We start from the raw sequence: 21290 nt of genomic DNA on the forward strand, positions 1-21290 counted from the left end.
AACATATCCATGACTATTGGAGCTCAAATCGTGCCAAGAAGAGAACCGGCGATAGACATGAATGCGCTACGGCTCAGCGCTAAGAAAGAAGTGGCGCAGAATTATTCGGCTTCGCTCATGTCCAATACGAAATGGCGCATTTTGTTCAAAGCATTGGAAGCCTCTGGCGTTAATATCAAGGGAATCGCAGTCAAGTTTGTTGGCGACAGCCAGGAATGGTCACCAGTGTTCCCTAGTCTATACCCACCCCATGCCTACGTGGATTTATGGCCCTTGAATATCCACCCACTGGTCGAGATAGAGTGGATTGAATTCCGGCGGATTGTGGTGGAGACACGACCAAACAATGTGCCCCCGGCGCTTCTTCCGCAAGACGTCGACGCTATTCGCGCAGTGATCGATGCCACCGGCAAGCGCTTCCCCATCGAACTTACCGAACAAGGTTTGCGCGTCGTCGGCCACCTGAAGTAGCCAAGGCTACATTCCGCCTATCTTAGCCGTCGGGAGCAAGGGCCTAATGCCGTCGCGCCAGCTTCGGCGGATGGCCATGCTCCTCGCGAAAAGCCCGGGCAAAGCTCGACATCGAGGCAAAGCCGCAGGCGAGCGCCACGTCGCGCACGGCGAGCGTCGAATGCGCCAAGAGGTCGGCGGCGCGCTTGAGCCTGAGCCGCCGGTAGTAGCCATTGGGCGAGATGGCGAGTTCGGAGCGGAAGGAGCGCTCGAGCTTGTCGGAGGAGACGCCGAGCCGCGCCGTCAGCTCCGCCATGCCGAGCCGTTCCTCGACCGCGTCTTCCATGATGGCGATGGCCGACAGCACCAGCTCGTTCTGCACGCCGGTGCGCAGCCTGAGTGGCATCAGCTTGCGGTCGACGCTGGAACGCAGCTGGCTGTGCACGAACCATTCGGCGACGCCGGCGGCAAGCTCGGCGCCATAGTCGCGGGTGATGATCTCCAGCATCATGTCGAGACTGCCGACGCCGCCGGCCGAGGTGAAGCGCTTGCGGTCGATGACATAGAGATCGCGCCGCAGCTCGATGTTGGGGAACGCCTCGGTGAAGGCGGCCTGGCTGGTCCAGTGCAAGGTGCAGGCATGGCCGTCGAGCAGGCCGGCGCGCGCCAGGAAGAACGCCGCATCCGCCACCGCGCCGATATGCGCGCCATTGCGCAGGCTGCGGCGGATCCAGCTTGCCGCGTCCTCGGCGACGAGATGGTCGGCATCGCCGCCCGAGCAGACGACGATGCGGTCGACCTTCGGCGCATCCTCGGCATAGAACCCCGGCTGGATGACGACGCCGTTCGAGGCCTCGACCGCCCCTTTCGTGCCGCCGACGATGATCCAGCGATAGCACTGCCGCTTGGCCAGGATGTTCGCCGCGCGCAGCGGCTCGATGACGGAACTGAACGCCATCATCGGAAAGCCGGGGAACACCAGCACCGCGAAGGTCAGGGGATCGGTGGGTTTTTCGGGTTCGCGCGTTGCCATGGCCGCTACATCTCGGGCGAATGGCGCTTGGCGTCAACCGCTGGCGCTATCCCCCCAGCGCCTGCTCCAGATCGGCGATCAGGTCATCGCCATCCTCGATCCCCGCCGACAGCCTCACCACGCGAATCCGAAATGCCGATCTCGTCGCGCTTCTCGGCGGGAATGGACCCATGCGTCATCAGCGCCGGATGCTCGATCAGGCTCTCCACGCCGCCGAGGCTTTCGGCCAGTGTGAACAATTGCGTGCGTTCGAGGAAGCGTTTGGTTCCGGCGAGATCGCGGTCGAGCACAGCTGATATCATGCCGCCGAAAGCATGCATCTGCTGGACGGCGATGGAATGCTGGGGGTGGCTGGCGAGGCCTGGATAGATCACGCGGCGCACATCTTTTCGCGCTTCCAGCCACTGCGCGATCTTTAGCCCGTTGTCGGAATGGCGCTCCATCCGGAGCGCCAGCGTCTTCAGGCCGCGCAGCGCGAGGAAACTGTCGAACGGGCCCGATATGGCGCCGACGGCGTTCTGCAGGAATTTCAGCTGGGCCGCCAATTCCTTGTTGTCGCCGACGACAGCGACGCCGCCGACCATGTCGGAATGGCCGTTGGAGATACTTTGTCGTTGAGTGCACGACGATATCGATGCCAAGTTCCAGCGGCCGCTGGATATAGGGGCTGCAGAACGTGTTGTCGGCGACCGTGAGGACGCTCTTGCGCTTGGCCAGCGCGGCGACACCTTCGAGATCGACGATGCGCAGCAGCGGATTGGTCGGCGTCTCGACCCACAGCAGCTTCGTCTCCGGGCGGATCGCCGCTTCGACCGCGCCAAGGTCGGTGAAGTCGACGAAAGAGACCTGCAGACCCGCCGAGCGCTTGCGCACCCGCTCCATCAGCCGGAAGGAACCGCCATAGATGTCGTCGGTGGCGACGATATGGGCGCCGCTGTCGAGCAGTTCCAGCACCGTCGAGATCGCTGCCAGGCCGGAGGCGAAAGCGAAGGCGGCCGTTCCGCTTTCGAGATCGGCCACCGCGCGCTCGAAGGCAAAGCGCGTCGGGTTCTGGCTGCGGGCGTACTCGAACCCCTTGTGCACGCCAGGCGACTGCTGGCCGTAGGTCGAGGTCGCATAGATCGGCACCATCACCGCGCCGGTCAGCGGATCATGGCTCTGGCCGCCATGGATGGTGCGCGTCGAGAAGGCCAGGCGATTCTTGCCCGATGGTGGTGTTGTGTGGCTGGTCATCGTGCGCGCCTCAAATGGTTGATCAGGTCGATGCGGGTGATCAGGCCGACGAACTCGTCGCCGTCGAAGATGATGGCGACCTCGTTGCGGTCGAACACCGGCAGCAGTGCATCCAGCGTCTGGCTGGCCTGCAGCGTGTGCAGATTGGAGGTCATCGCCGTGCGCACCGGACCGTTGAAACGCTCCCAGCGGCCGTCATAGGGTCCGTCGACTTTCGCCAGTATATCGCTCTCGTCGACGATGCCGATCAGCTTGCCATCTTCCAGAACCGGCAGTTGCGAGACATCGGAGCGGCGCATGCGGCCATAGGCGTTGAGCAGGCTTTCATCCGGGCCGACATAGACCGTGTCGCCGGTGCGGTGCGAGCGCATGACGAGGTCGCGCAGATCGCCATGCTGCTCGTGCTCGGCCAGCCCTTGCTCGGCCAGCCAGAAATCGTCGAACACCTTCGACAGGTATTTGTTGCCGCTGTCGCAGACGAAGGTGACGACGCGCTTGGGCACCGTCTGCTCGCGGCAATAGCGCAAGGCGGCCGACAAAAGCGTGCCCGAGGACGAGCCGGCCAGAATGCCTTCGCGCGATAGGAGATCGCGCACCGCCAGCATGCTTTGCTTGTCTGATATCGAATAGGCTTTCTTCACCAGCGACAGGTCGGCATTGGGCGGTACGAAATCCTCGCCTATGCCCTCCACCGTCCAGCTGCCGGCCTCTTCCATCTTGCCGGTCTTGATCAAGGGCGCCAGCACCGAGCCGACCGGATCGGCCAGCACCATTTCGGTCTTCGGCGACACCTCGGCAAAGTAGCGGCCTAGCCCGGTCAGCGTACCGCCCGAGCCGACGCCGACGACCACCGCGTCGACATCACTGTTAAGCTGCGAGAAGATCTCCGGGCCGGTGGTCGTCTCATGCGCCAGCGGGTTGGCCGGATTGGCGAACTGGTTGGCATAGAAGGCGCCGGGCACCTCCGCCGCGATCTTCTCGGCCATGTCCTGATAATATTCCGGGTGACCCTTGCCGACATCCGAGCGCGTCATGCGCACCTCGGCGCCCAGCGCGCGCAGATGCTGGATCTTTTCACGCGACATCTTGTCGGGCACGACCAGCACGATGCGGTAGCCCTTGGGGATGCCGACCTGGGCAAGGCCGAGGCCGGTATTGCCGGCGGTCGCCTCGACGATGGTACCGCCCCGCTTGAGCCTGCCCTCTCTCTCGGCCGCCGCGATCATCGACAGCGCGATGCGGTCCTTGATCGAGCCGCCGGGATTCTGGCTTTCGAGTTTGATGAACAGCCGGCATTTGCCGGTGTCGAACTTGGTCAGCTCGACCACCGGCGTCTGGCCGATCAGATCGAGAACCGACTTGTAAGGCGGCCGCAGGCGCGAGGATTGGCCATCCGGGCTGCCTGGCGCAGCTTTTCCGTGCTCGCTCATATCGAAGCTCCCTGATCAAGCAACCGGCTCGGGGGCAGAGCGGCAGCGTAGCCTCTTTTCCAGCCGTTTGTCGCGGGAAAGAAGATAGAACGTGCCAATCAGCCGGCCAGACGAGGAATGAAATTCCAAGCGGCAGCTGCTCATCCCCCATGGCACCAAAGCAGGGGTTCTACACGATCGCCGCCTGCCCCTCGATCTCGATCAGGAAATCCGGATTGGCGAGGCCGAGCACGCGTATGCCTGTCACCACCGGCGGCGGCCCGCGATCGCCCCAAAATGCCATCCAGGCGCCGAAGGCCGGCCTGATGTCGGCGTCGCCGACAATGTAGATCGACAGGCGGACGAGGTCTTCCGGCCTGGCGCCGCCGGCATCGAGCACCATCGCCAGATTGGCCAGCGCCTGCGCGGTCTGCGCCGCGATGTCGCCCTTGCCGACGATCTGGCCATTGGCGTCGATGCCGTTCTGGCCGCCGATCAGTACGATGCGGGCCGAGGCCGGCAGCGCCACGCCCTGCGAATAGGCCGGGTTGCTGTGCATGCCCTTCGGGTTCAGCCGCTCGATGGCCATTGTTGTCTCCTCTCCGCTGGATGCCACGCGCCACGAAAGGGCAACCGGCCGGCTCGTTCAACGAACCATCTCGTTCGTTGAAGCCGCCATTTTCGACATGCTAGCCGAACGGGATGCAGGCCGAAACAAGCAGGCCGCGCGATCCTGACATGCCAAGAGGAGACAGCCGATGAAGATCATCGCCTATGACAACTTCAAGCCCGGCGTCACACTCGATGATTTGAAACCCTATCTGCGCGACGAGGTGTCGAATGTCTGGCGGCTGTGGAAGGCCGGCATCGTGCGCGAAAACTATGCCCGCGCCGATATCGGCGGCGTCATCATCGTCTTCGAGCTCGATAGCGTCGAGGAGGCAAGGCGCTATACGGACGACTTCCCGCTGTCGAAGGCGGGGCTGCTCGAATGGCATTTCCTCGCCTTCGACCCGGCGCCGCTGCCGCTCGAATACCTGTTCGACCCCGGCGTCGACATCGCCCAACCCTGGGACCGGACCGCGGCATGATCCGGTCGAGCGAAGGCATAGAGGTTCCAACCAACCTGGCCGAATGGTGTGATCCCAGCCGCGTGGCGCTGGTGGTCTACGACATGCAGGTCGGCATCTGCCGCCAGGTCGCCGGCGCGGCCGATATCGTCGAGCGCACACGTATTGTGCTCGAAGCCGCCCGCTCGGCCGGCATGCGGGTGGCGTTCACGCGCCATCTCTCCTTGCCGCGCAAATGGATGGGCGCCACCCAATTGCGCACCGCCATGGCCTGGCAGCGGCGCGACAGTCCCGACGCGGTAGAGCCGTGGTTCCTGCGCGACGCCGAAGCGACGAGAATTGTCCCCGAACTGGCGCCTCGCGCCGACGAAGCCGTGTTCGACAAGCTGACCATGTCGGCCTTCGATTCCACCGCCCTGGGCTTCGCCTTGCGCGATTGCGGCGTGCGCGCCATCGCCCTTGCCGGCATCGCCATGGAGATCGGCATCGAGCCGACCGCCCGCCAGGCGACCGACAATGGCTTTACGGCTGTGGTGATCGCGGACGCCTGCGGCTTCGGCAACCAGGAAGCGCGCGACCGCTCGATGGCGACGCTGCGTTTCCTCGGCGAGGCCGTCATCACCGATGTCGCCGGCTTTTGCGGCGCGCTTGCCGATGCGGCGTGAGGGACAAAAGTTGCTAGGCCGCCGCCTCGATATCACTGCGGAAGCGCACGCCCTCGGCGCGGCCATGCACGCTGCCCCAGTCGTAGAGCGCCTGGAGTGCTTCGGCCAGATCTTGGCCGCGCTCGGTCAAGGCGTAGCGCGCCTTGCCGTCGGGCGATGTCTCGAGCACCACGAAGCCGATCTCGACGAGATCGGCCAGGCGCTGCGTCAGCATCTTGTCGGACAGCGAGGGGATCAGCCGGCGCAGTTCGGAATAGCGCAGCGGCCCTTGCTTGATGCGCGCGATGATCACCGTTTTCCATTTGCCGCCAAGCGCGTCGAGCGCGAACTCGACCGGGCAGCCATAGAGTCTACCGCGTTGTGTCATCGCACCGATTCTAAGCAAGGCGCCGCCGCGACGGAAGCGGATTTTGCCCCGCCATGTGGCCAGATTGCCGAGCCCGGCTTTGTCGGCGACAGTTTCATGAGGGAGAGCCAAGATGAGCGTCAGGGATGCCAATCCGGTCAATGCACGCAAGCCGAAACGTGTGGCCATCGTCATCGCCAATCCGGCCATATCGACCACGACAGGATGGCCGGTCGGCTTCTGGTGGAGCGAGTTGACGCATCCCTGGTTCGCCTTCACCGAGCGCGGCTATGCGGTGGAAATCTTCTCGCCCGAGGGCGGCAGATGCGAGGCCGACGCGCTGAGCGATCCGCGTGATCCCTCGGGTTATTCCGAAACCGATCTCATCTCGCTCGGCTTCCTGTCGAGCCCGAAACTCGCGGCCCTGGTCGAGACCACGCGGCAGGCGGCGGAGATCGATGTCGGCAGCTTTGACGCGATCGTGGTTGCCGGCGGCCAGGCGCCGATGTTCTCTTACGAGAGCGCGACCGACCTGCAACGGACCTTCGTCGCCTTCCATGAGGCCGGCAAGGTGGCCGCCGCACTCTGCCACGGCACCGCCATCCTGCGTTACGCCAGGCGCGCCGATGGGGCGCTGCTCGCCGCCGGCAAGACCGTGACCGGTTTCGCCAATGCCGAGGAGGATTTCGCCGACAAGGCGACCTGGGAGATGGGCGCGCTCGAGCGCGGCAAGCATCTGATGCCCTGGCGCATCGAGGACGAGTTGAGGGCGATCGGCGCCAACTATGTCCAGGCCGGGCTGTGGCGCGGCTTCGCCGTGCGCGACGGTAATCTGATCACCGGCCAGCAGAATTTCTCCGGCGCCGAGACCGCGCGCCTGGTGTGCGAGGCGCTAGGCGGCTGAGCGCCAGCCGGCATTTATCCCAGCAACTGCTTGCTCAGCCGCGCGCACTGGACGCGGATGTCGGGAATGGCGTCGATCTCGAAGAAGGTGCCGCGCGTCAGCGGGCCGACGGCGAGGATCTTGCGCGAGACCGTGCCGTCGCTGGCGATGATCTCGCAATTGGCCGAGACGTCGAGGCCGATGCGCAGGGGATCCGGCCGCGCGAGCCCGCGGTCGACCAGGGAGCGCACCACGCTGTTCGACGAGGTCGAAATGTCCCGCACGATGCCCGAGCAATCATAGATACGGGCGACGTCTAAAGTCTCGACAAGCTGGCTGTGGCGCGACTGGATGTCGACGCTGAAAGCCTCGCTTGGCACGATGCCGACGACGCGCCCGGCGACAAGCCGGATGCGGCCGGCCTGCACGGCTTGTGTCACCTTGGCGTAGACTTCCGGCGCCATGCGATGGCGGTGGATGTCCCACCAGGCCTTGGTGTGCTCGACGAAGCGGCGCTTGGCGGAAGCCGGCCAGTTCTGCCAGATCTTCTGGTTGAACGGCCTGAGACCATCGACCACGTCGCGCCAGTCGATGCCGGCCTTCTGGTTCTCGCGGATCAGGTCGCGGAACCAGCCGACGAAATAGGAAAGCTGGGTGCCGAGCGGAATGTCGGCGACGTCGAGCTTGATCGGATTGACCTTGCGGTGCGGCGACGGCAGCAGGCCGCGCCGCGACACCGCGACGATCTCGCCCGTGTGGCCGCGCTGTTCCAGCGCCAGGAACGCATCGACCATGCTGAGGCCGGTGCCCAGCACCATGACGCGGCTTTCGGCGTCGAGCGCGGTGTCGGCCTCCGAGCCCATGCGGATCGCATGGCCTTGCGCCGGCTGTTCGTCATGACCGGTGGCGAGTATGGCCAGATGGGCGACGACGCTGGTGCCGTTGGCAAGCGCCACCTCGACGCCCGACGCGGTCGGCGTGATCGACAGGCTCTTCTTCGTGGATCAGGCGCAGCCGTCCGGTCGGCTGCTCGCGCGCTTCGAGCTCGTCGAGCAGCTCGCCGAGATAGCGGGCATAAATACTGCGCGGCGCGTAGAAGGGTGTCTGCGGCGTCTGCTCCTGGTCTACAAGGCCACGTCCCTGCAACCAGCGCCAGAAATTGCCGGGGTCGTCGGCATAGGCGCTCATGCCGGCGGCGCTGACATTCAAGACATGGGCCGACAGCAGCGTCGAATAGGCGATGCCTTGACCGAAATGCGGGCGCTTTTCGATCAGTGTGACGCGCAGATCCGGATTGGGTGATTTCAGGAGATGCGCGGCCATCACGACGCCCGAGGCGCCGCCGCCGACGATGATGATCGAGTTCGCGCGGCCACTCATGCGCGCCTCCGCAGGACGGGAGGCGTCAGGCCTGGACCTTCACTGGTAGCTCGTCGATAGCCCTCGCGACCGTAAGGTCGTCGAGGACGATGTCGCGCATTTCGGCGAGGCTGCGCTGGTCGAGCACCTCGGCGATCGCCTGCCGGACCTCGAGCATCAGATGTCGGACTTGGCATGTCGCCTCGTTGCAGTCTTCACAGCGCTGATATTGCGTGCGGCTGGCGCAGGGAATTGGCGCCAGCGGCCCGTCGAGGACGCGCACGACATGGCCGACCTTGATCTCGTCGGCCGGCCGCGACAGGCGGTAGCCGCCATCCTTGCCCTTGCGGCTCTGGACGAAACCGGCATTGCGCAGCTCGCCCAGTATGGCGTCGAGAAATTTCTTCGGAATGTTGTTGCCGGTCGCGATGTCGTTGACGAAAGCCAGCTGCCCGGCCGGCATGTGCGCGAGGTGGACCAGCGCCTTGAGGCCGTACTTGCCTTTTTTGGTGAGCATTGACCGAACGTTTCTCTGTCCTGCGATGGCACGAAGCCATCCGTTGCGAAACGCCTGGCGAGCCTCCCCGCCGCGCCCAAGCATCCATGACACATAAATTCTAGTGACATGATATACAAGCCGAGAAACGTTGATTTTGCTTCGTTTTCAAGCCGCAATAGCCATTTTATCCGGCCTTTGTGCCAATAAGAGCACAGAAATGCGTCTCGATGGCGAAGAGGCGGCAAATGGTTTCCCGCAGGTCCACCGTGTCGCGCGCCGACTGATGTGGTGCCTTCAGCCGACGCATGCCGTGAACGATCATGGTGGTGGGGTGCTCGCTCATCGTCGCCTCCAATCCCTCATGTCGATAAGGATACTATACTTACCCTCGAACACGCGGAATGGCATGTCAATTCCGTGGCTGTTTGAGGCATGGATTTTTCGTGGCAATCGCAAAAGCGAAAATTGTCATTTCGTGGGTGATGGGTGCCGACGGTTGTCGACCTGCCCCGAGCCTTCCCGACTTCGTCATCCACGGGCGGAGCAGGAGCGAAGCTCCGTCGCGGAGACCCCTGGAGCTGCTCCGCAGCCCAATGGATCCATGCCGCGACCCTGGTCTAAGGGTGCAGAGGACCAGAACCTGAACCGCAGCAGCGCTCCGGAGTCCCGGCATGGGTCTAGGGTCTGCGCCGCGTCGCTTCGCTCCTTGCTTCGCCCGGGATGACGAAGTCTGGCGTTCGTGGGGCGTCATTCCCCTTCATATGGAGGTTTACCATCGTGGCGGTGACCGTCGCTGCAGCCGCCCTTTCGGCCTTGGCGCCATCTCGTCGGCAGATTTTTTCCAACAAACCCGCCTTCGTTGGAAGGATTTAACTCTACAAGGCCGATAGAATTAGCGGACTATCATAGGGCAATCCGGTTTTCTCTGTTTTCATGGAGCCCTTTGATGTCCACCATTTCGCGACGCATTCTCCTTCTGTCGTCGGCTGCCCTCGCCGGCGCCGCCTTTCTCAGCCCGGCTTTGGCCGATGACCTGAAGATCACCATCGGTTACCAGACGGTGGTCGAACCCTCCAAGGTGCCGCAGGCCGATGGCGCCTATGAAAAGGCTACCAAGGCCGCGATCGACTGGCGCAAATTCGATTCCGGCGCCGATGTCATCACCGCGGTCGCTTCCGGCTCGGTCGATATCGGCTATGTCGGTTCGAGCCCGCTGGCGGCCGCGGCCAGCCGCGAATTGCCGATCCAGACCATCTTCGTCGTCGGCCTGATCGGACCGTCCGAGGCGCTGGTCGCGCGCAACGGCGCCGGCATCGAGAAGGTCGCCGACCTCGCCGGCAAGAAGGTCGCCGTGCCCTTCGTCTCGACCACGCATTACAGCCTGCTTGCCGCGCTCAAGCACGAGAATGTCGATCCGAAGTCGGTCCAGATCCTCAATCTGCGGCCGCCGGAAATCGCCGCCGCCTTCGCCCGCGGCGACATCGATGCGGCCTATGTCTGGGATCCGGCGCTCGGCCAGATCAAGACGACGGGCAAGGTGGTGGTGGATTCCTCGCAGGTCGCCGCCTGGGGAGCGCCGACCTTCGACGCCTGGATCGTGCGCACCGATTTTGCGCAGAAGAACCCGGAAGCCGTGCGCGACTTCGTCAAGGTGACGGGTGCGGCCTATGCCGAGTACCTCGCCAAGCCCGACGCCTGGTCGATGTCCTCGCCGCAGGCCGGCAAGATCGCCAAGCTCACCGGCGCCAAGCTGGAAGAGGTGCCGGAACTGTTGAAGGGCTATGTCTTCCCGACCTTGGAAGAGCAGGCCTCCGACAAATTCCTCGGCGGCGGCACGGTCAAGGCGGTCGCGGCGGCCTCCGCCTTCCTCAAGGAGCAGGGTAAGGTCGATGCCGTGCTGCCGGACTATTCGAAATATGTGAAATCGAAATACGTCACCGAGGCGCTGGCCTCGAACTGAGCGCCTGGCGCCACCTGAACGCGCGCGGATCTCCTTCCCTGACGCCGCGTGCCTGCCCCGGAATCGCTGACGAGGCGCGTTTTCGGGGCAGGCGAGTTTCAATGAACGTCCTGAGAGGCTCCATGCCGCATCTCGTGCTCGACAAGATCTCGATCCACTATGACGGCCAGCCGGCACCTGCCGTCGAGCGTGTGTCGATCGATGTGGCCGGGGATGATTTCGTCGTCCTTGTCGGCCGTTCCGGCTGCGGCAAGACCTCGCTGCTCAATGTCGCCGCCGGCCTGGTCACGCCGGCGCGCGGCAATGCCACGATCAACGGCCGGCCGATCACGGCGCCAGGTTCGGATCGCGCCGTGGTGTTCCAGAACGATGCCTTGTTTCCCTGGCTGACCGCGCGCGAAAATGTTGCCTTCGCGCTGCGTCTGCGCGGTGTCCGGCCGGCCGAGCGTGCGCGGCGCGCCGACGAGCTTCTGGCGCTGGTCAAGCTCGGTGACGCCGGCGACAAGCGCATCTGGGAGCTGTCCGGCGGCATGCGCCAGCGTGTCGGCCTTGCCCGCGCGCTCGCCGCCGAACCGCAATTCCTGTTGCTCGACGAGCCGCTCGGCGCGCTCGATGCGCTGACGCGCGAGCGCATGCAGACGACGCTGCTCGATCTCTGGACGGCCAGCCATGCCGGCGTGCTGATGGTCACGCACGGCATCGAGGAGGCGCTGGTGCTCGCCACCCGCATCGTCGTGCTGGCGCCAGGCCCCGGCCGTGTGGTGCGCAGCTTCGAGCCAGGCTTTTCCAGGCGCTACGCCGCGGGCGAGGCCATCCGCGCGATCAAGGCCGACCCGGCCTTCGCCGCGGCGCGCGGCGAACTGACCGATGCCATCTTCGAGGGAGAAGCGGCATGACCATCTCCTCCTACACCGAGCGCGCCGGCCACAGGACCGAAGAGGCCGACGGCCTATCGGTGCCGTGGTCGCGGCCCAGCCCGAAACGCAAAGGGGTTTCGGCCCGCATGATCAGCGCGGTCACCATACTGCTGGTGCTGGGGGCGTGGGGGCTGTCGGCCCGCCTGCAGCTGGTGTCGCCGGTGTTCCTGCCCTCGCCGGTCGCGGTGTGGAACAAATTCATCGTCGTGGCGCGTGACGGCTTCGTCGACGCGACGCTGCTGCAGCACACTGTCGCCAGCCTCGGCCGGGTGTTCGCCGCATTGGTCGCCGCCATCCTCGTCGGCGTGCCGGTCGGTCTTGCCATCGGCATCAGCACGGTCGGGCGCGGCATTTTCGATCCGCTGCTGGAATTCCTGCGGCCGATCCCGCCGCTGGCCTATCTGCCGCTGGTCATCATCTGGTTCGGCATCGGCGAGCCATCGAAGATCCTGGTGATCGCCATCGCCATGCTGGCGCCGGTGGCGCTGTCGACCGCATCGGGTGTTCGCGGCGTCTCGCAGGAGCGCATCGACGCGGCGCGCTCGCTCGGCGCGACCACGCGCCAGGTGGTCCGCCACGTCATCCTGCCGAGCGCCCTGCCCTCGATCCTGACCGGGCTGCGCATCGCGCTCGGCGCCGGCTGGTCGACACTGGTGGCGGCCGAGCTGGTGGCGGCGACGCGCGGGCTTGGCTTCATGATCCAGTCGGCGGCGCAGTTCCTGGTCACCGACGTGGTGATCATGGGCATTCTGGTGATCGCGGCCATCGCCTTCGTGCTCGAATTCACCATCCGCCGGATCGAGCGCGCGCTCGTCCCGTGGGCGGGACGGGAATGATCAACCGCAAGCGCAGGAGAGTGACGATGACCCATTCCACCGCCGTGCTGTTCGCCCATTTCGGCGCCTGGCTGCTCGGCCTTGCCTCCGACGACAAGGCGGCGAGCCAGGAGCGCTCGCCGGCGCCGGTCCAATTCCCGACCGGCCGCGACCGCCTGCCGCCGCGCGACGAAAGTTTTTACTGGGCCTGGCAGTATTGGTCGCAGTGAGAGCTACAGGGAGCTTCGCTCCCTGTATCGCTCCAACTCTTTGTTTTGAAGCAATTCCGGACGGAAAACCGCTCACACTTTTCCTGGAATTGCCCCAGGACGACGACTTTAGCACTGCGTCAGTTCCGCAGGCGGTAGCCGGTCTTGAAGATCCAGGCGACGATGGCGATGCAGACGGCCAGGAAGACCAGCGTCATGCCGAGGCTGACGCCGACCGAGACGTCGGCCTTGCCGTAAAAGCTCCAGCGGAAACCGCTGATCAGGTACACGACCGGGTTGAACAGCGTGATCGTCTTCCAGATGCCGGGCAGCATGTGGATCGAATAGAAGCTGCCGCCGAGGAAGGTCAGCGGCGTGACGATCAGCAGCGGCACAAGCTGCAGCTGCTCGAAACTTTTCGCCCAGATGCCGATGATGAAGCCGAACAGGCTGAAGGTCACCGCCGTCAGCACCAGGAAGGCGATCATCCAGAAGGGATGTTCGATCTGCAGCGGCACGAACAGCGAGGCGGTGGCCAGGATGATCAGGCCGAGGATGATCGACTTGGTCGCCGCGCCGCCGACATAGGCGATGACGATCTCCAGATAGGAGACCGGCGCCGACAGAAGCTCGTAGATCGAGCCGACGAATTTCGGGAAATAGATGGCGAAGGAGGCGTTGGAGATCGACTGCGTCAAGAGCGACAGCATGATCAGCCCCGGCACGATGAAGGCGCCGTAGCTGATGCCGTCGATCTCGGTGATGCGCGAGCCGATGGCCGAGCCGAAGACGACGAAGTAGAGCGATGTCGAGATGACCGGCGAGATGATGCTCTGCAGCACGGTGCGGAAGGCACGCGCCATCTCGACCCGGTAGATCGCCCACACTGCGCGCAGGTTCATGGCTCTCTCCTCACCAGATTGACGAAGATCTCCTCGAGCGAGCTGTTTTGCGTGTCGATGTCGCGGAACTGGATGCCTGATGCCTCGAGGTCGCGGATCAGCGAGGCGACGCCCGGCCGCTCGGCCTGGTTGTCATAGGTGTAGGTCAATTGCCCGCCATCCGGCGACAGCTCCAGCGCATAGCGCGAGAAGGTTTCCGGGATCGTCGTCAGCGGATTGCGCAGCTCCAGCACCAGCCGCTTGCGGCCGAGCTTGTGCATCAGCTCGGCCTTGTTCTCGACCAGGATGATTTCGCCGCGGTTGATGACGCCGACGCGGTCGGCCATCGCTTCGGCTTCCTCGATATAGTGGGTGGTGAGGATGATGGTGACGCCATCCTCGCGCAGCCGGCGCACCATCTCCCACATGTCCTGGCGCAGCTCGACATCGACGCCGGCGGTCGGCTCGTCGAGGAACAGGATGCGCGGCTCATGCGACAGCGCCTTGGCGATCATCAGCCTGCGCTTCATGCCGCCCGACAGCGTGATCGCCTTGGCGTCCTTCTTGTCCCACAGCGACAGGTCGCGCAGCACCTTCTCGACGAAGGCTGGACTGGCCGGCTTGCCGAACAGGCCGCGGCTGTAGTTGACCGTCGCCCAGACGCTCTCGAAAGCGTCGATGGTCAGTTCCTGCGGCACCAGGCCGATCAGGCTGCGCGCGGCGCGGTAATCCTTGCTGATGTCGTGACCGTCGACGGTGACGGTGCCGGTCGAGCGGTTGACGATGCCGCAGACGATCGAAATCAGCGTCGTCTTGCCGGCGCCGTTTGGCCCGAGCAAAGCGAAGATCTCGCCGCGCTGGATGTCGAGATTGACTTCCTTGAGCGCGGTGAAACCGGTGGCATAGGTCTTGGAGACCCCGGAAATGGACAGAATGGAGGGCATGGGCTGAAAACGGCTGCCTGAAAGAGGTCCCCTGATATAGGCCGAATGTCGTCGCGTGCAACCGCAAGTCAATGGCGCTGCTGACAGTTCTGGACAGCCAGTGCCGGGAGCGGCTGGAGATGTACCGCATGAACCGGTAAAATTGTCCTGTGGCGTTCAGCCTCGCGGCAGGACGCCGCTTTGACCAACTCGCATAACGGGCATACGCTGACCCCAGCAAATAGCAGCCGGAGCCCGCCATGGACCCGCTCATACTGTCGCGCATCCAGTTCGGCGCGAATATTTCGTTTCATATTCTGTTTCCGACAATCACCATTGCACTTGGCTGGGTGCTGCTATTCTTCAAGCTGCGCTACAACGCGACCAACGATTCCGCCTGGATGCGCGCCTATTTCACCTGGGTGAAGGTGTTCGCGCTGTCCTTCGCCATGGGCGTGGTGTCCGGCGTCACAATGAGCTTCCAGTTCGGCACCAACTGGCCGGGCTATATGGAGCATGTCGGCAACATCGCCGGACCGCTGCTGGCCTATGAGATCCTCACCGCCTTCTTCCTAGAGGCGGCCTTCCTCGGCATCATGCTGTTCGGTTTCCGCCGCGTCTCCAACCGCGTCCACACGCTGGCCACGGTGCTGGTCGCCGGCGGCACCACCCTGTCGGCCTTCTGGATCATCGCGCTGAATTCCTGGATGCAGACGCCGGCCGGCTTCGAGATGATTGACGGCAAGGCGCATGCCGTCGACTGGTGGGCCATCGTCTTCAACCCGTCCATGCCCTACCGCCTCGTTCACATGCTGCTGGCATCGGGTCTCACGGTCTCGTTCCTGGTATCGGGCCTGTCGGCGCTGCGTTATCTCAACGGCGACCGCTCGGAATCGATGTGGAAGGCGTTGCGCACCGGCGTCTTCACCGCCGCGATCCTGATCCCGATCCAGATCTTTGCCGGCGACCAGCATGGGCTGAACACGCTGGAGCACCAGCCGCAGAAGATCGCCGCCATGGAGGCCAACTGGAACACCGGCCCCAACGTGCCGCTGGTGCTGTTCGCGCTGCCCGACGAGGCGGCGAAGGAAAACCGGTTCGAGATCGCCATTCCCGACGGCGCCAGCCTGGTGCTGCGGCACTCGACCGACGGCGTGGTGCCGGGGCTGAACGATTATCCCGGCAATCATCCGCCGGTCTTCCCGGTGTTCTGGGGGTTTCGCATCATGGTCGGCACCGGCCTTCTGATGCTCGCCGTCTCCTGGTCGGCCGCCTTCTTCCTCAAGCGCCGGCATAGCCTGCCCAAGCCGCTCGCCATGCTGATGGTGCTGATGGCGCTGTCGGGCTGGCTGGCGACGCTGGCCGGCTGGTACACGACCGAGATCGGCCGCCAGCCCTGGCTGGTCACCGGCGTGCTCAAGACCGCCGATGCCGTCGGCCCGGTGGCGGGCAGCCATGTCGCGCTGACGCTCGCCGTCTATCTCATCCTCTACGTGCTGCTGCTGCTCGCCTATCTCGGCGTGCTGGTGCATCTGGCGCTGAAGGCGGCGAAGGATGGCGATTCATCACCACTGCCGGGCGTCATGAAAGCAGCCATGTCGCAGCCGGCGGCTGGGGAGTAAGAAAAATGACCTTCGACTGGCCCACCGCTCTCCCCCTCATCTTCGCCGGCCTGATGGGCCTCGCCATCCTGATCTATGTCATTCTCGACGGTTTCGACCTCGGCATCGGCATTCTGTTCGCCGTGGCCGAGGACGGCGAACAGGACACGATGATCGCGGCGATCGGTCCGTTCTGGGACGCCAACGAGACCTGGCTGGTGCTGGCCGTCGGCCTGCTGCTGGTGGCGTTCCCGATGGCGCATGGCGTCATCCTCAGCGCGCTCTACATTCCCGTCTTCGTGCTCTTGGTCGGGCTGATCCTGCGCGGCGTCGCCTTCGATTTTCGCGCCAAGGTGCCGAGCGGCAAGAAGCATCGCTGGAACCGCATTTTCTTCCTCGGCTCCGTCATCGCCTCGCTGGCGCAGGGCTATATGCTGGGCGTCTATGTGCTCGGCCTCGATGTCGGCCTGGGCGGCATGGCCTTCGGCGTGCTGGTGGCGTTCTGCCTGGCCGCCGCCTACGCGGCGATGGGTGCCGCCTGGGTGATCTACAAGACCGAAGGCGAGCTGCAGAAGAAGGCGGTGCGCTGGCTGCGCACCGCGCTGGTGCTGACGGCGCTCGGCATGGCGGCGGTGTCGCTGGCGACACCCTTCGCCAGCCCGCGCATCTTCGATAAATGGTTCGTCTGGCCGCAGATTCTCTATCTGTCGCCGCTGCCGATCCTGTCGGCGCTGTTGTTCCTGTGGCTGTGGCGGCAGACCTTCCATCTGCCGAAGCCCGACGACCGTCATGCGCTGACGCCGTTCCTGACGCTGGCCGCCATCTTCGCGCTCGGCTTTGCCGGCCTCGCCTGGTCGTTCTACCCGTTCGTGGTGCCCGATAGATTGACGATATGGCAGGCGGCGTCGGCGACCGAAAGCCTGGCCATCATCCTTGTCGGCACGGTGGTGGTGCTGCCGATCATCATCTTCTATTCCTTCTATGCCTACCGGGTGTTCGGCGGCAAGGCGACGGATCTGACCTACGATTGAGGGGCCGGCCGTTCAAACTGGCCTGCCGCCTTCAGATCAGCCCGCTGGCGCGCGCGGACGCGGAGGCCTGGCCGCGTGAGACGGCATCCAGCTTGCCCAGCACCGCCGAGACGTGGTGATCGACCGTCTTGGGCGAAATGGCGAGATGCTCGGCTATGCGCTTGTTGGAGAGACCCCGCTCGATCAGCTGCAGCACTTCCATCTGGCGCTGGGTCAGGCCGGCGCTGTTGGCGCGCGTGGTGCGGCGCGGTCCGCGCGCGATGCCGATGACGCCGTTTCGCCGCATGATGTCGCGCACATGGCTCGCGACCGGCCGGGCGCCGAGCGCCTCAAGGATCTCCAGCGCCGCCCGCTGTGCCGCCTCATCGCCCTGCGCCAGCGCCAGGGCGCGTTCGTAAGGCGCGTCGAGTTCGGCCCACGCCGCGGCCGCTCCCCGCCAGTCGCCGGCCAGGAGCATCCGGTAGGGCGCGGCCATGCCTGATGTGTCGCCCGCATCTGCATCGGGCGCCAGCATCTGCCGCCAGCTTGCCAGTTCGGCGAACACCGCCCGGGTCGGCGACATGCCCTCGGCAAGGCCGATCAGCCGCAGCGCCTCGTCCTTGTCCGCCTCCCCCAGCCAGGCCAGTTCGGCCATCACAGCCGTGTAGGGTAACAGCCGCTGCAGTTCGGCGCCCTTCTCCAGAAACCGCTTCATCTCCGCCAGGAGCGGCTCTGCCGAGGGGTCGCCGCGGCGGACCCTCAGCCGCGACAGCGCCACGAGCGCGGGATAGCGCACCAGCGCCGTCGCCCGGTCGTTGGCAATCACATCCAGCGCCTCGGCAGCCGCGTCATCCCAGCGTCCGTTGCGCACCAACAACTGGGCCCGCACGCCACGCATGTAATCGCGCCAGGTCGCCAGATCGTTCTCGACGCAATAGTCGATGCCGCGATCTAGGAAGGACTGGGCCTGGCTGTAGCCCAACTGGTTCATCTCGCCACAAGCGCAGTTGGTGAAGGCGCGCGCGGCATGTTCCTGAAAATTCTGCTCCAGCGCGATCTCGAGGCTGCGGGCAAGATGCAGCCTGCTGCTGCTCAGGTCCAGCCACTGCTCGGCGGCGCCGACATTGTTGAGAGCATGGCAAACGACTTCCGGCCTGTTCAACCGTTCGGCGAGTTCGATCGCCCTGGCGCCGAGCGACAAGGTCTCGTCCAGCCTTTCGGCCAGCATCGCAAGCTGCGAAAGGTTCGAATAGGCCATGGCGAGTTCGGCGCTGGCCGGAACGGTTTCCAGCAATGCGACCGCCTGGGTGCCGAACATGTCGGCTGCCTGTCGGTCCCCCAGAAGATAGGCGAAGCGCGACAGCCATCTGAGGCTGTCGCCTTCCTTCAGCCTGTTGCCAAGCGCCTGTTGCAGCACACGTGCCTGTTCCTGCGCCTTGATGGCCTCGTCTATGCGAGCGATCAAATGGCACTCGAACGCATATTGCTCGTAAAGGCCGGCGCGCTCGTCTTGAGGCAAGCTATCGGCCTGACGCAAGGCAACCTCGTAGTAGCCGGCGGCGTCGCGATGGGCGCCGACACGCGAGGCCTCCCGCGCCGCAATCGGTGCGAACTCACGCACCGCCTGCAGATTGTGCGCCTCGACCGCGTGGTGGACGAGGCGCGCGGTGGCGACACCACCGTTCTCGAGCAGCGCCGACAGCGCACGCTGATTGAACAATCTCCTGGAACTGGTCGTCAGCATCATCTCGATGGCGCGGCGCGCGATCTCATGCCGGAAGGCGTAGCCGTCGCCGAGATCGTCGAGCAGGCCGTTCGACACGCATTCCGCGAGCTGGCCGGCAGCCGCGACGCCGCACAGGCCCTGCAAGGCCCACGCGTCGGCGCGTCTGGGAAACACCGAAACTGCATCGAGCATCGAGCGGGCGCCGGCCGACAGCCGTTCGGCCCGTGCGACGACGGCGTCGCGCACGCTGGCGGGTGGCGTCATCTCATTGTCCGCGCACAAAAGCTCGGTGACGAAGAAGGCATTGCCCGCCGTCGCGCGGTAGATGGCATCGCCATCACGGCCGGCGGCATTGGCAAGCAACAGCACCGCCGCCTCGCTCAGCAGCGGCACATCGATGCGCACGACGTTGCCGGCGGGGATTTCGCCGAGCGCGCGGCGCACGCGCATCTGCCCCTCACTGCGGTCGGTGCGCGCCGTCAGGGCGAGCAGGATGTGGGTGTTGGCGATGCGGCGCCCGAGGAAGCGAACGAAATCCAGCGTCGCGTCGTCGGCCCAGTGCAGGTCCTCGATGACCAGGAGCGTCGGCTGGCTCCTTGCCTCGAAGACTCCCAGCGCGTCGGAAAACAGGGGCAACCTCTGCCCCTGCCGCGCGTCGATCGCCTGCGGCATCGCCCATTGCGCCTCGCGGGCAAGATCGTAGAGCGGGCCGAGCGGATCGGGGATCGACAAATCCTCGCAGGCGCTGCGGAAGATGCGCGTGCCATCGGCAACTCCGCCAACGAAGGCCTCGACAAGCGCCGACTTGCCGGCGCCTGCCTCGCCCGACAGCGCCACCACGCGGCCGCGGCCATTCGCGGCCTCTGCGAGAAGTTCATCCAGCTGCGCCAGCTGTGTCTGCCGTTCCAGAAGCATCATCATACGCCCAGAAAGGATTGTGTTTCGGCGGTTCCCTGGACGTCCGCCAGAATCGTCCGGGACCATCACCGACAATGTGACCCTCCACACATTTCGGTGCAACCTCACACATAACGTCGCCATTATAGGGAATCTTCCCACAAAACATAGGGAAAGGCTCCGATGCGCGTCCATGGCGAGCGTGGTCAATGTCCTGGCGCGCTCAAATCGAGCGTGAAGCCATGGAAAAAGGAAAACCAATATGCCTCGCTATGTGGTTGAACGCACATTTCCCGATGGCCTCAGCGTGCCGATGAACGATGTCGGCGCCGACGCGCTTGGCGGCGTCATCATGCGCAACGCCGAGAAGGGCGTGACCTGGGTGCAGTCCTTCGTCTCGCCGGACAAGAAGCAGAGCTTCTGCATTTATGATGCGCCCTCGCCCGAAGCGATCCGCAGCACTGCCCAGAAAAACGCGCTTCCGGTCGACAAGATCACGGAGGTGCGGGTTCTTGACCCTTACTTTTACCGTTGATCGCGGCAATGCGCATCCAACTGCCCTTCGCGGCGATGGCGGCTTGCCTGACAACGCGTCCAGCGAGGTGTCGGCGGCTTCGAGACCGGTCGGACGAGACCCGTTGCTGGGCCGGCTTTTCCGGTGGCTTGCCGCCTTGCTGTTCGCACCCTTGCGCCCGAGCCGGCGCGGATTGCCACCGCAGGACGATTATCTGAGACGCGACATCGGCTTGCCGGAGCTCGTGGAGCTGCCGCAATACTGGGACTTCACCCGGTCGGACAGATGATGCGCCCAGCCCGGACCCGACTTCGCGGCGGGGGCGGCTGTCCCCGCGCGCAATCAACAAACCAGGAGAGAAAATGAACATTCATGTGTGGACCAGGCACCTCATCAACCTGTCGATCCTCTCGATCGCGGCAACGGCGGCGAATGCCAATGACACGGGTAGGCTGGATGAGAAGGTGCGGGCAGCCGACAGCCGTTTCGAGGATGTGGCGAAGGCCACCGCGGAAGGCTATGCGCCGATCCCTTGCGCCAGCGGCATCACCGGCGGCGCCATGGGCATTCACTACGTCAATGCGGCCTACCTGAAGGACGACGCCGTCGACCTCGCTAAGCCGGAGGCCGTGATGTACGAGCCGATGGCGGACGGCAAGCTGAAGCTGGTGGCCGTCGAATACATCACCTCGAAAGGTCCGGCCTCGCTGGAAGGACAGCTGTTCAACTTCAACAGCGCGCCCAACCGGTATGGCCTGGGGCCTTTCTACGAGCTGCATGTCTGGGCCTGGAAGAAGAACCCGACAGGCACCTTCGCCGACATGAACCCTGATGTGTCATGCGACGCGATGAAGGCCATGTAACCGGCTGGATAGAAGGGGCGCGTATCC

The 21290-nt window shown here is 64.6% G+C and carries 21 protein-coding genes and 2 pseudogenes; 12 read left to right on the forward strand and 11 right to left on the reverse strand.

The window, feature by feature from the left end; genetic code table 11:
• The first annotated feature begins 57 nt into the window (after positions 1-57).
• The gene (locus ACVILI_RS04110; RefSeq protein ID WP_038650807.1) at positions 58-471 is read left to right on the forward strand and encodes a DUF6678 family protein; all 414 of its coding nucleotides are present in this window, start codon (positions 58-60) and stop codon (positions 469-471) included.
• 43 nt (positions 472-514) lie between these two features.
• Here ACVILI_RS04110 and ACVILI_RS04115 read toward each other — a convergent pair whose 3' ends face one another.
• The 4 genes and pseudogenes from ACVILI_RS04115 to ACVILI_RS04130 form a co-directional block, all read right to left on the reverse strand.
• Complete coding sequence (locus tag ACVILI_RS04115) at positions 515-1483, reverse strand: GlxA family transcriptional regulator (protein ID WP_038650810.1); 969 nt, start codon at positions 1481-1483, stop codon at positions 515-517.
• 46 nt (positions 1484-1529) lie between these two features.
• Positions 1530-2716 (reverse strand): annotated as a pseudogene (locus tag ACVILI_RS04120) (trans-sulfuration enzyme family protein).
• On the reverse strand, positions 2713-4146 hold the full coding sequence (locus ACVILI_RS04125; protein ID WP_038650817.1) for a pyridoxal-phosphate dependent enzyme: 1434 nt from the start codon (positions 4144-4146) through the stop codon (positions 2713-2715). Before ACVILI_RS04125 ends, ACVILI_RS04120 begins: the two are co-directional and overlap by 4 nt.
• A gap of 169 nt (positions 4147-4315) precedes the next feature.
• Entirely contained in the window at positions 4316-4714 is a 399-nt protein-coding gene (locus tag ACVILI_RS04130) for a RidA family protein (protein ID WP_038650820.1), read from the reverse strand.
• Between the two features lie 169 nt (positions 4715-4883).
• On the opposite strand from ACVILI_RS04130, the gene ACVILI_RS04135 reads away from it, so the two are divergent.
• The gene (locus tag ACVILI_RS04135; RefSeq protein WP_038650823.1) at positions 4884-5216 is read left to right on the forward strand and encodes a hypothetical protein; all 333 of its coding nucleotides are present in this window, start codon (positions 4884-4886) and stop codon (positions 5214-5216) included.
• Positions 5213-5860 (forward strand): cysteine hydrolase, encoded by a 648-nt coding sequence (locus ACVILI_RS04140; protein WP_038650826.1) that lies wholly within the window; start codon positions 5213-5215, stop codon positions 5858-5860. Before ACVILI_RS04135 ends, ACVILI_RS04140 begins: the two co-directional genes overlap by 4 nt.
• Before the next feature lie 13 nt (positions 5861-5873).
• On the opposite strand, the gene ACVILI_RS04145 is transcribed toward ACVILI_RS04140, so the two are convergent.
• Positions 5874-6227: a winged helix-turn-helix transcriptional regulator gene (locus tag ACVILI_RS04145; RefSeq protein WP_038653578.1), complete on the reverse strand. Its 354-nt coding sequence runs from the start codon at positions 6225-6227 to the stop codon at positions 5874-5876.
• A gap of 112 nt (positions 6228-6339) precedes the next feature.
• Here ACVILI_RS04145 and ACVILI_RS04150 point away from each other — a divergent pair, with 112 nt between their 5' ends.
• On the forward strand, positions 6340-7110 hold the full coding sequence (locus ACVILI_RS04150) for a type 1 glutamine amidotransferase domain-containing protein (RefSeq protein WP_038650829.1): 771 nt from the start codon (positions 6340-6342) through the stop codon (positions 7108-7110).
• Between the two features lie 14 nt (positions 7111-7124).
• On the opposite strand, the pseudogene ACVILI_RS04155 reads toward ACVILI_RS04150, so the two are convergent.
• From ACVILI_RS04155 to ACVILI_RS04165, 3 genes and pseudogenes are all read right to left on the reverse strand, one after another.
• Positions 7125-8469 (reverse strand): annotated as a pseudogene (locus ACVILI_RS04155) (FAD/NAD(P)-binding protein).
• A 25-nt stretch (positions 8470-8494) separates the two neighbouring features.
• Positions 8495-8965 (reverse strand): RrF2 family transcriptional regulator, encoded by a 471-nt coding sequence (locus ACVILI_RS04160; protein WP_038650834.1) that lies wholly within the window; start codon positions 8963-8965, stop codon positions 8495-8497.
• 166 nt (positions 8966-9131) lie between these two features.
• Positions 9132-9290, reverse strand: a complete 159-nt coding sequence (locus ACVILI_RS04165) for a hypothetical protein (protein ID WP_240564563.1) — start codon at positions 9288-9290, stop codon at positions 9132-9134.
• A gap of 603 nt (positions 9291-9893) precedes the next feature.
• Between ACVILI_RS04165 and tauA the strand changes: the two genes are divergently transcribed.
• From tauA to ACVILI_RS04185, 4 genes are all read left to right on the forward strand, one after another.
• Entirely contained in the window at positions 9894-10907 is a 1014-nt protein-coding gene (gene tauA / locus ACVILI_RS04170; RefSeq protein ID WP_038650837.1) for a taurine ABC transporter substrate-binding protein, read from the forward strand.
• A 122-nt stretch (positions 10908-11029) separates the two neighbouring features.
• Complete coding sequence (locus ACVILI_RS04175; RefSeq protein ID WP_038650839.1) at positions 11030-11803, forward strand: taurine ABC transporter ATP-binding protein; 774 nt, start codon at positions 11030-11032, stop codon at positions 11801-11803.
• On the forward strand, positions 11800-12660 hold the full coding sequence (locus tag ACVILI_RS04180) for an ABC transporter permease subunit (protein ID WP_038650842.1): 861 nt from the start codon (positions 11800-11802) through the stop codon (positions 12658-12660). The genes ACVILI_RS04175 and ACVILI_RS04180 overlap by 4 nt, the downstream gene beginning before the upstream one ends.
• Before the next feature lie 26 nt (positions 12661-12686).
• The gene (locus ACVILI_RS04185) at positions 12687-12869 is read left to right on the forward strand and encodes a hypothetical protein (protein ID WP_027047567.1); all 183 of its coding nucleotides are present in this window, start codon (positions 12687-12689) and stop codon (positions 12867-12869) included.
• Between the two features lie 119 nt (positions 12870-12988).
• On the opposite strand, the gene ACVILI_RS04190 is transcribed toward ACVILI_RS04185, so the two are convergent.
• Positions 12989-13750 (reverse strand): ABC transporter permease, encoded by a 762-nt coding sequence (locus ACVILI_RS04190; RefSeq protein ID WP_019862205.1) that lies wholly within the window; start codon positions 13748-13750, stop codon positions 12989-12991.
• Positions 13747-14673 carry an ABC transporter ATP-binding protein gene (locus ACVILI_RS04195; RefSeq protein ID WP_038650845.1) on the reverse strand — a complete coding sequence of 309 codons (927 nt, stop codon included), beginning with the start codon at positions 14671-14673 and terminating at the stop codon, positions 13747-13749. Before ACVILI_RS04195 ends, ACVILI_RS04190 begins: the two co-directional genes overlap by 4 nt.
• A 239-nt stretch (positions 14674-14912) precedes the next feature.
• On the opposite strand from ACVILI_RS04195, the gene ACVILI_RS04200 reads away from it, so the two are divergent.
• On the forward strand, positions 14913-16274 hold the full coding sequence (locus ACVILI_RS04200; protein ID WP_038650848.1) for a cytochrome ubiquinol oxidase subunit I: 1362 nt from the start codon (positions 14913-14915) through the stop codon (positions 16272-16274).
• Positions 16275-16279: 5 nt separating this feature from the next.
• Complete coding sequence (locus tag ACVILI_RS04205; protein ID WP_038650851.1) at positions 16280-17284, forward strand: cytochrome d ubiquinol oxidase subunit II; 1005 nt, start codon at positions 16280-16282, stop codon at positions 17282-17284.
• A 31-nt stretch (positions 17285-17315) separates the two neighbouring features.
• On the opposite strand, the gene ACVILI_RS04210 is transcribed toward ACVILI_RS04205, so the two are convergent.
• Complete coding sequence (locus ACVILI_RS04210) at positions 17316-19904, reverse strand: ATP-binding protein (protein ID WP_038653581.1); 2589 nt, start codon at positions 19902-19904, stop codon at positions 17316-17318.
• A gap of 244 nt (positions 19905-20148) precedes the next feature.
• Between ACVILI_RS04210 and ACVILI_RS04215 the strand changes: the two genes are divergently transcribed.
• Positions 20149-20421, forward strand: coding sequence for a DUF4242 domain-containing protein (locus tag ACVILI_RS04215; RefSeq protein WP_027047569.1), 273 nt, complete (start codon positions 20149-20151; stop codon positions 20419-20421).
• Positions 20422-20762: 341 nt separating this feature from the next.
• On the forward strand, positions 20763-21263 hold the full coding sequence (locus tag ACVILI_RS04220) for a hypothetical protein (protein WP_038650857.1): 501 nt from the start codon (positions 20763-20765) through the stop codon (positions 21261-21263).
• Positions 21264-21290 lie beyond the last annotated feature (27 nt).

The sequence above is a fragment of the Mesorhizobium sp. USDA 4775 genome (assembly GCF_054062655.1).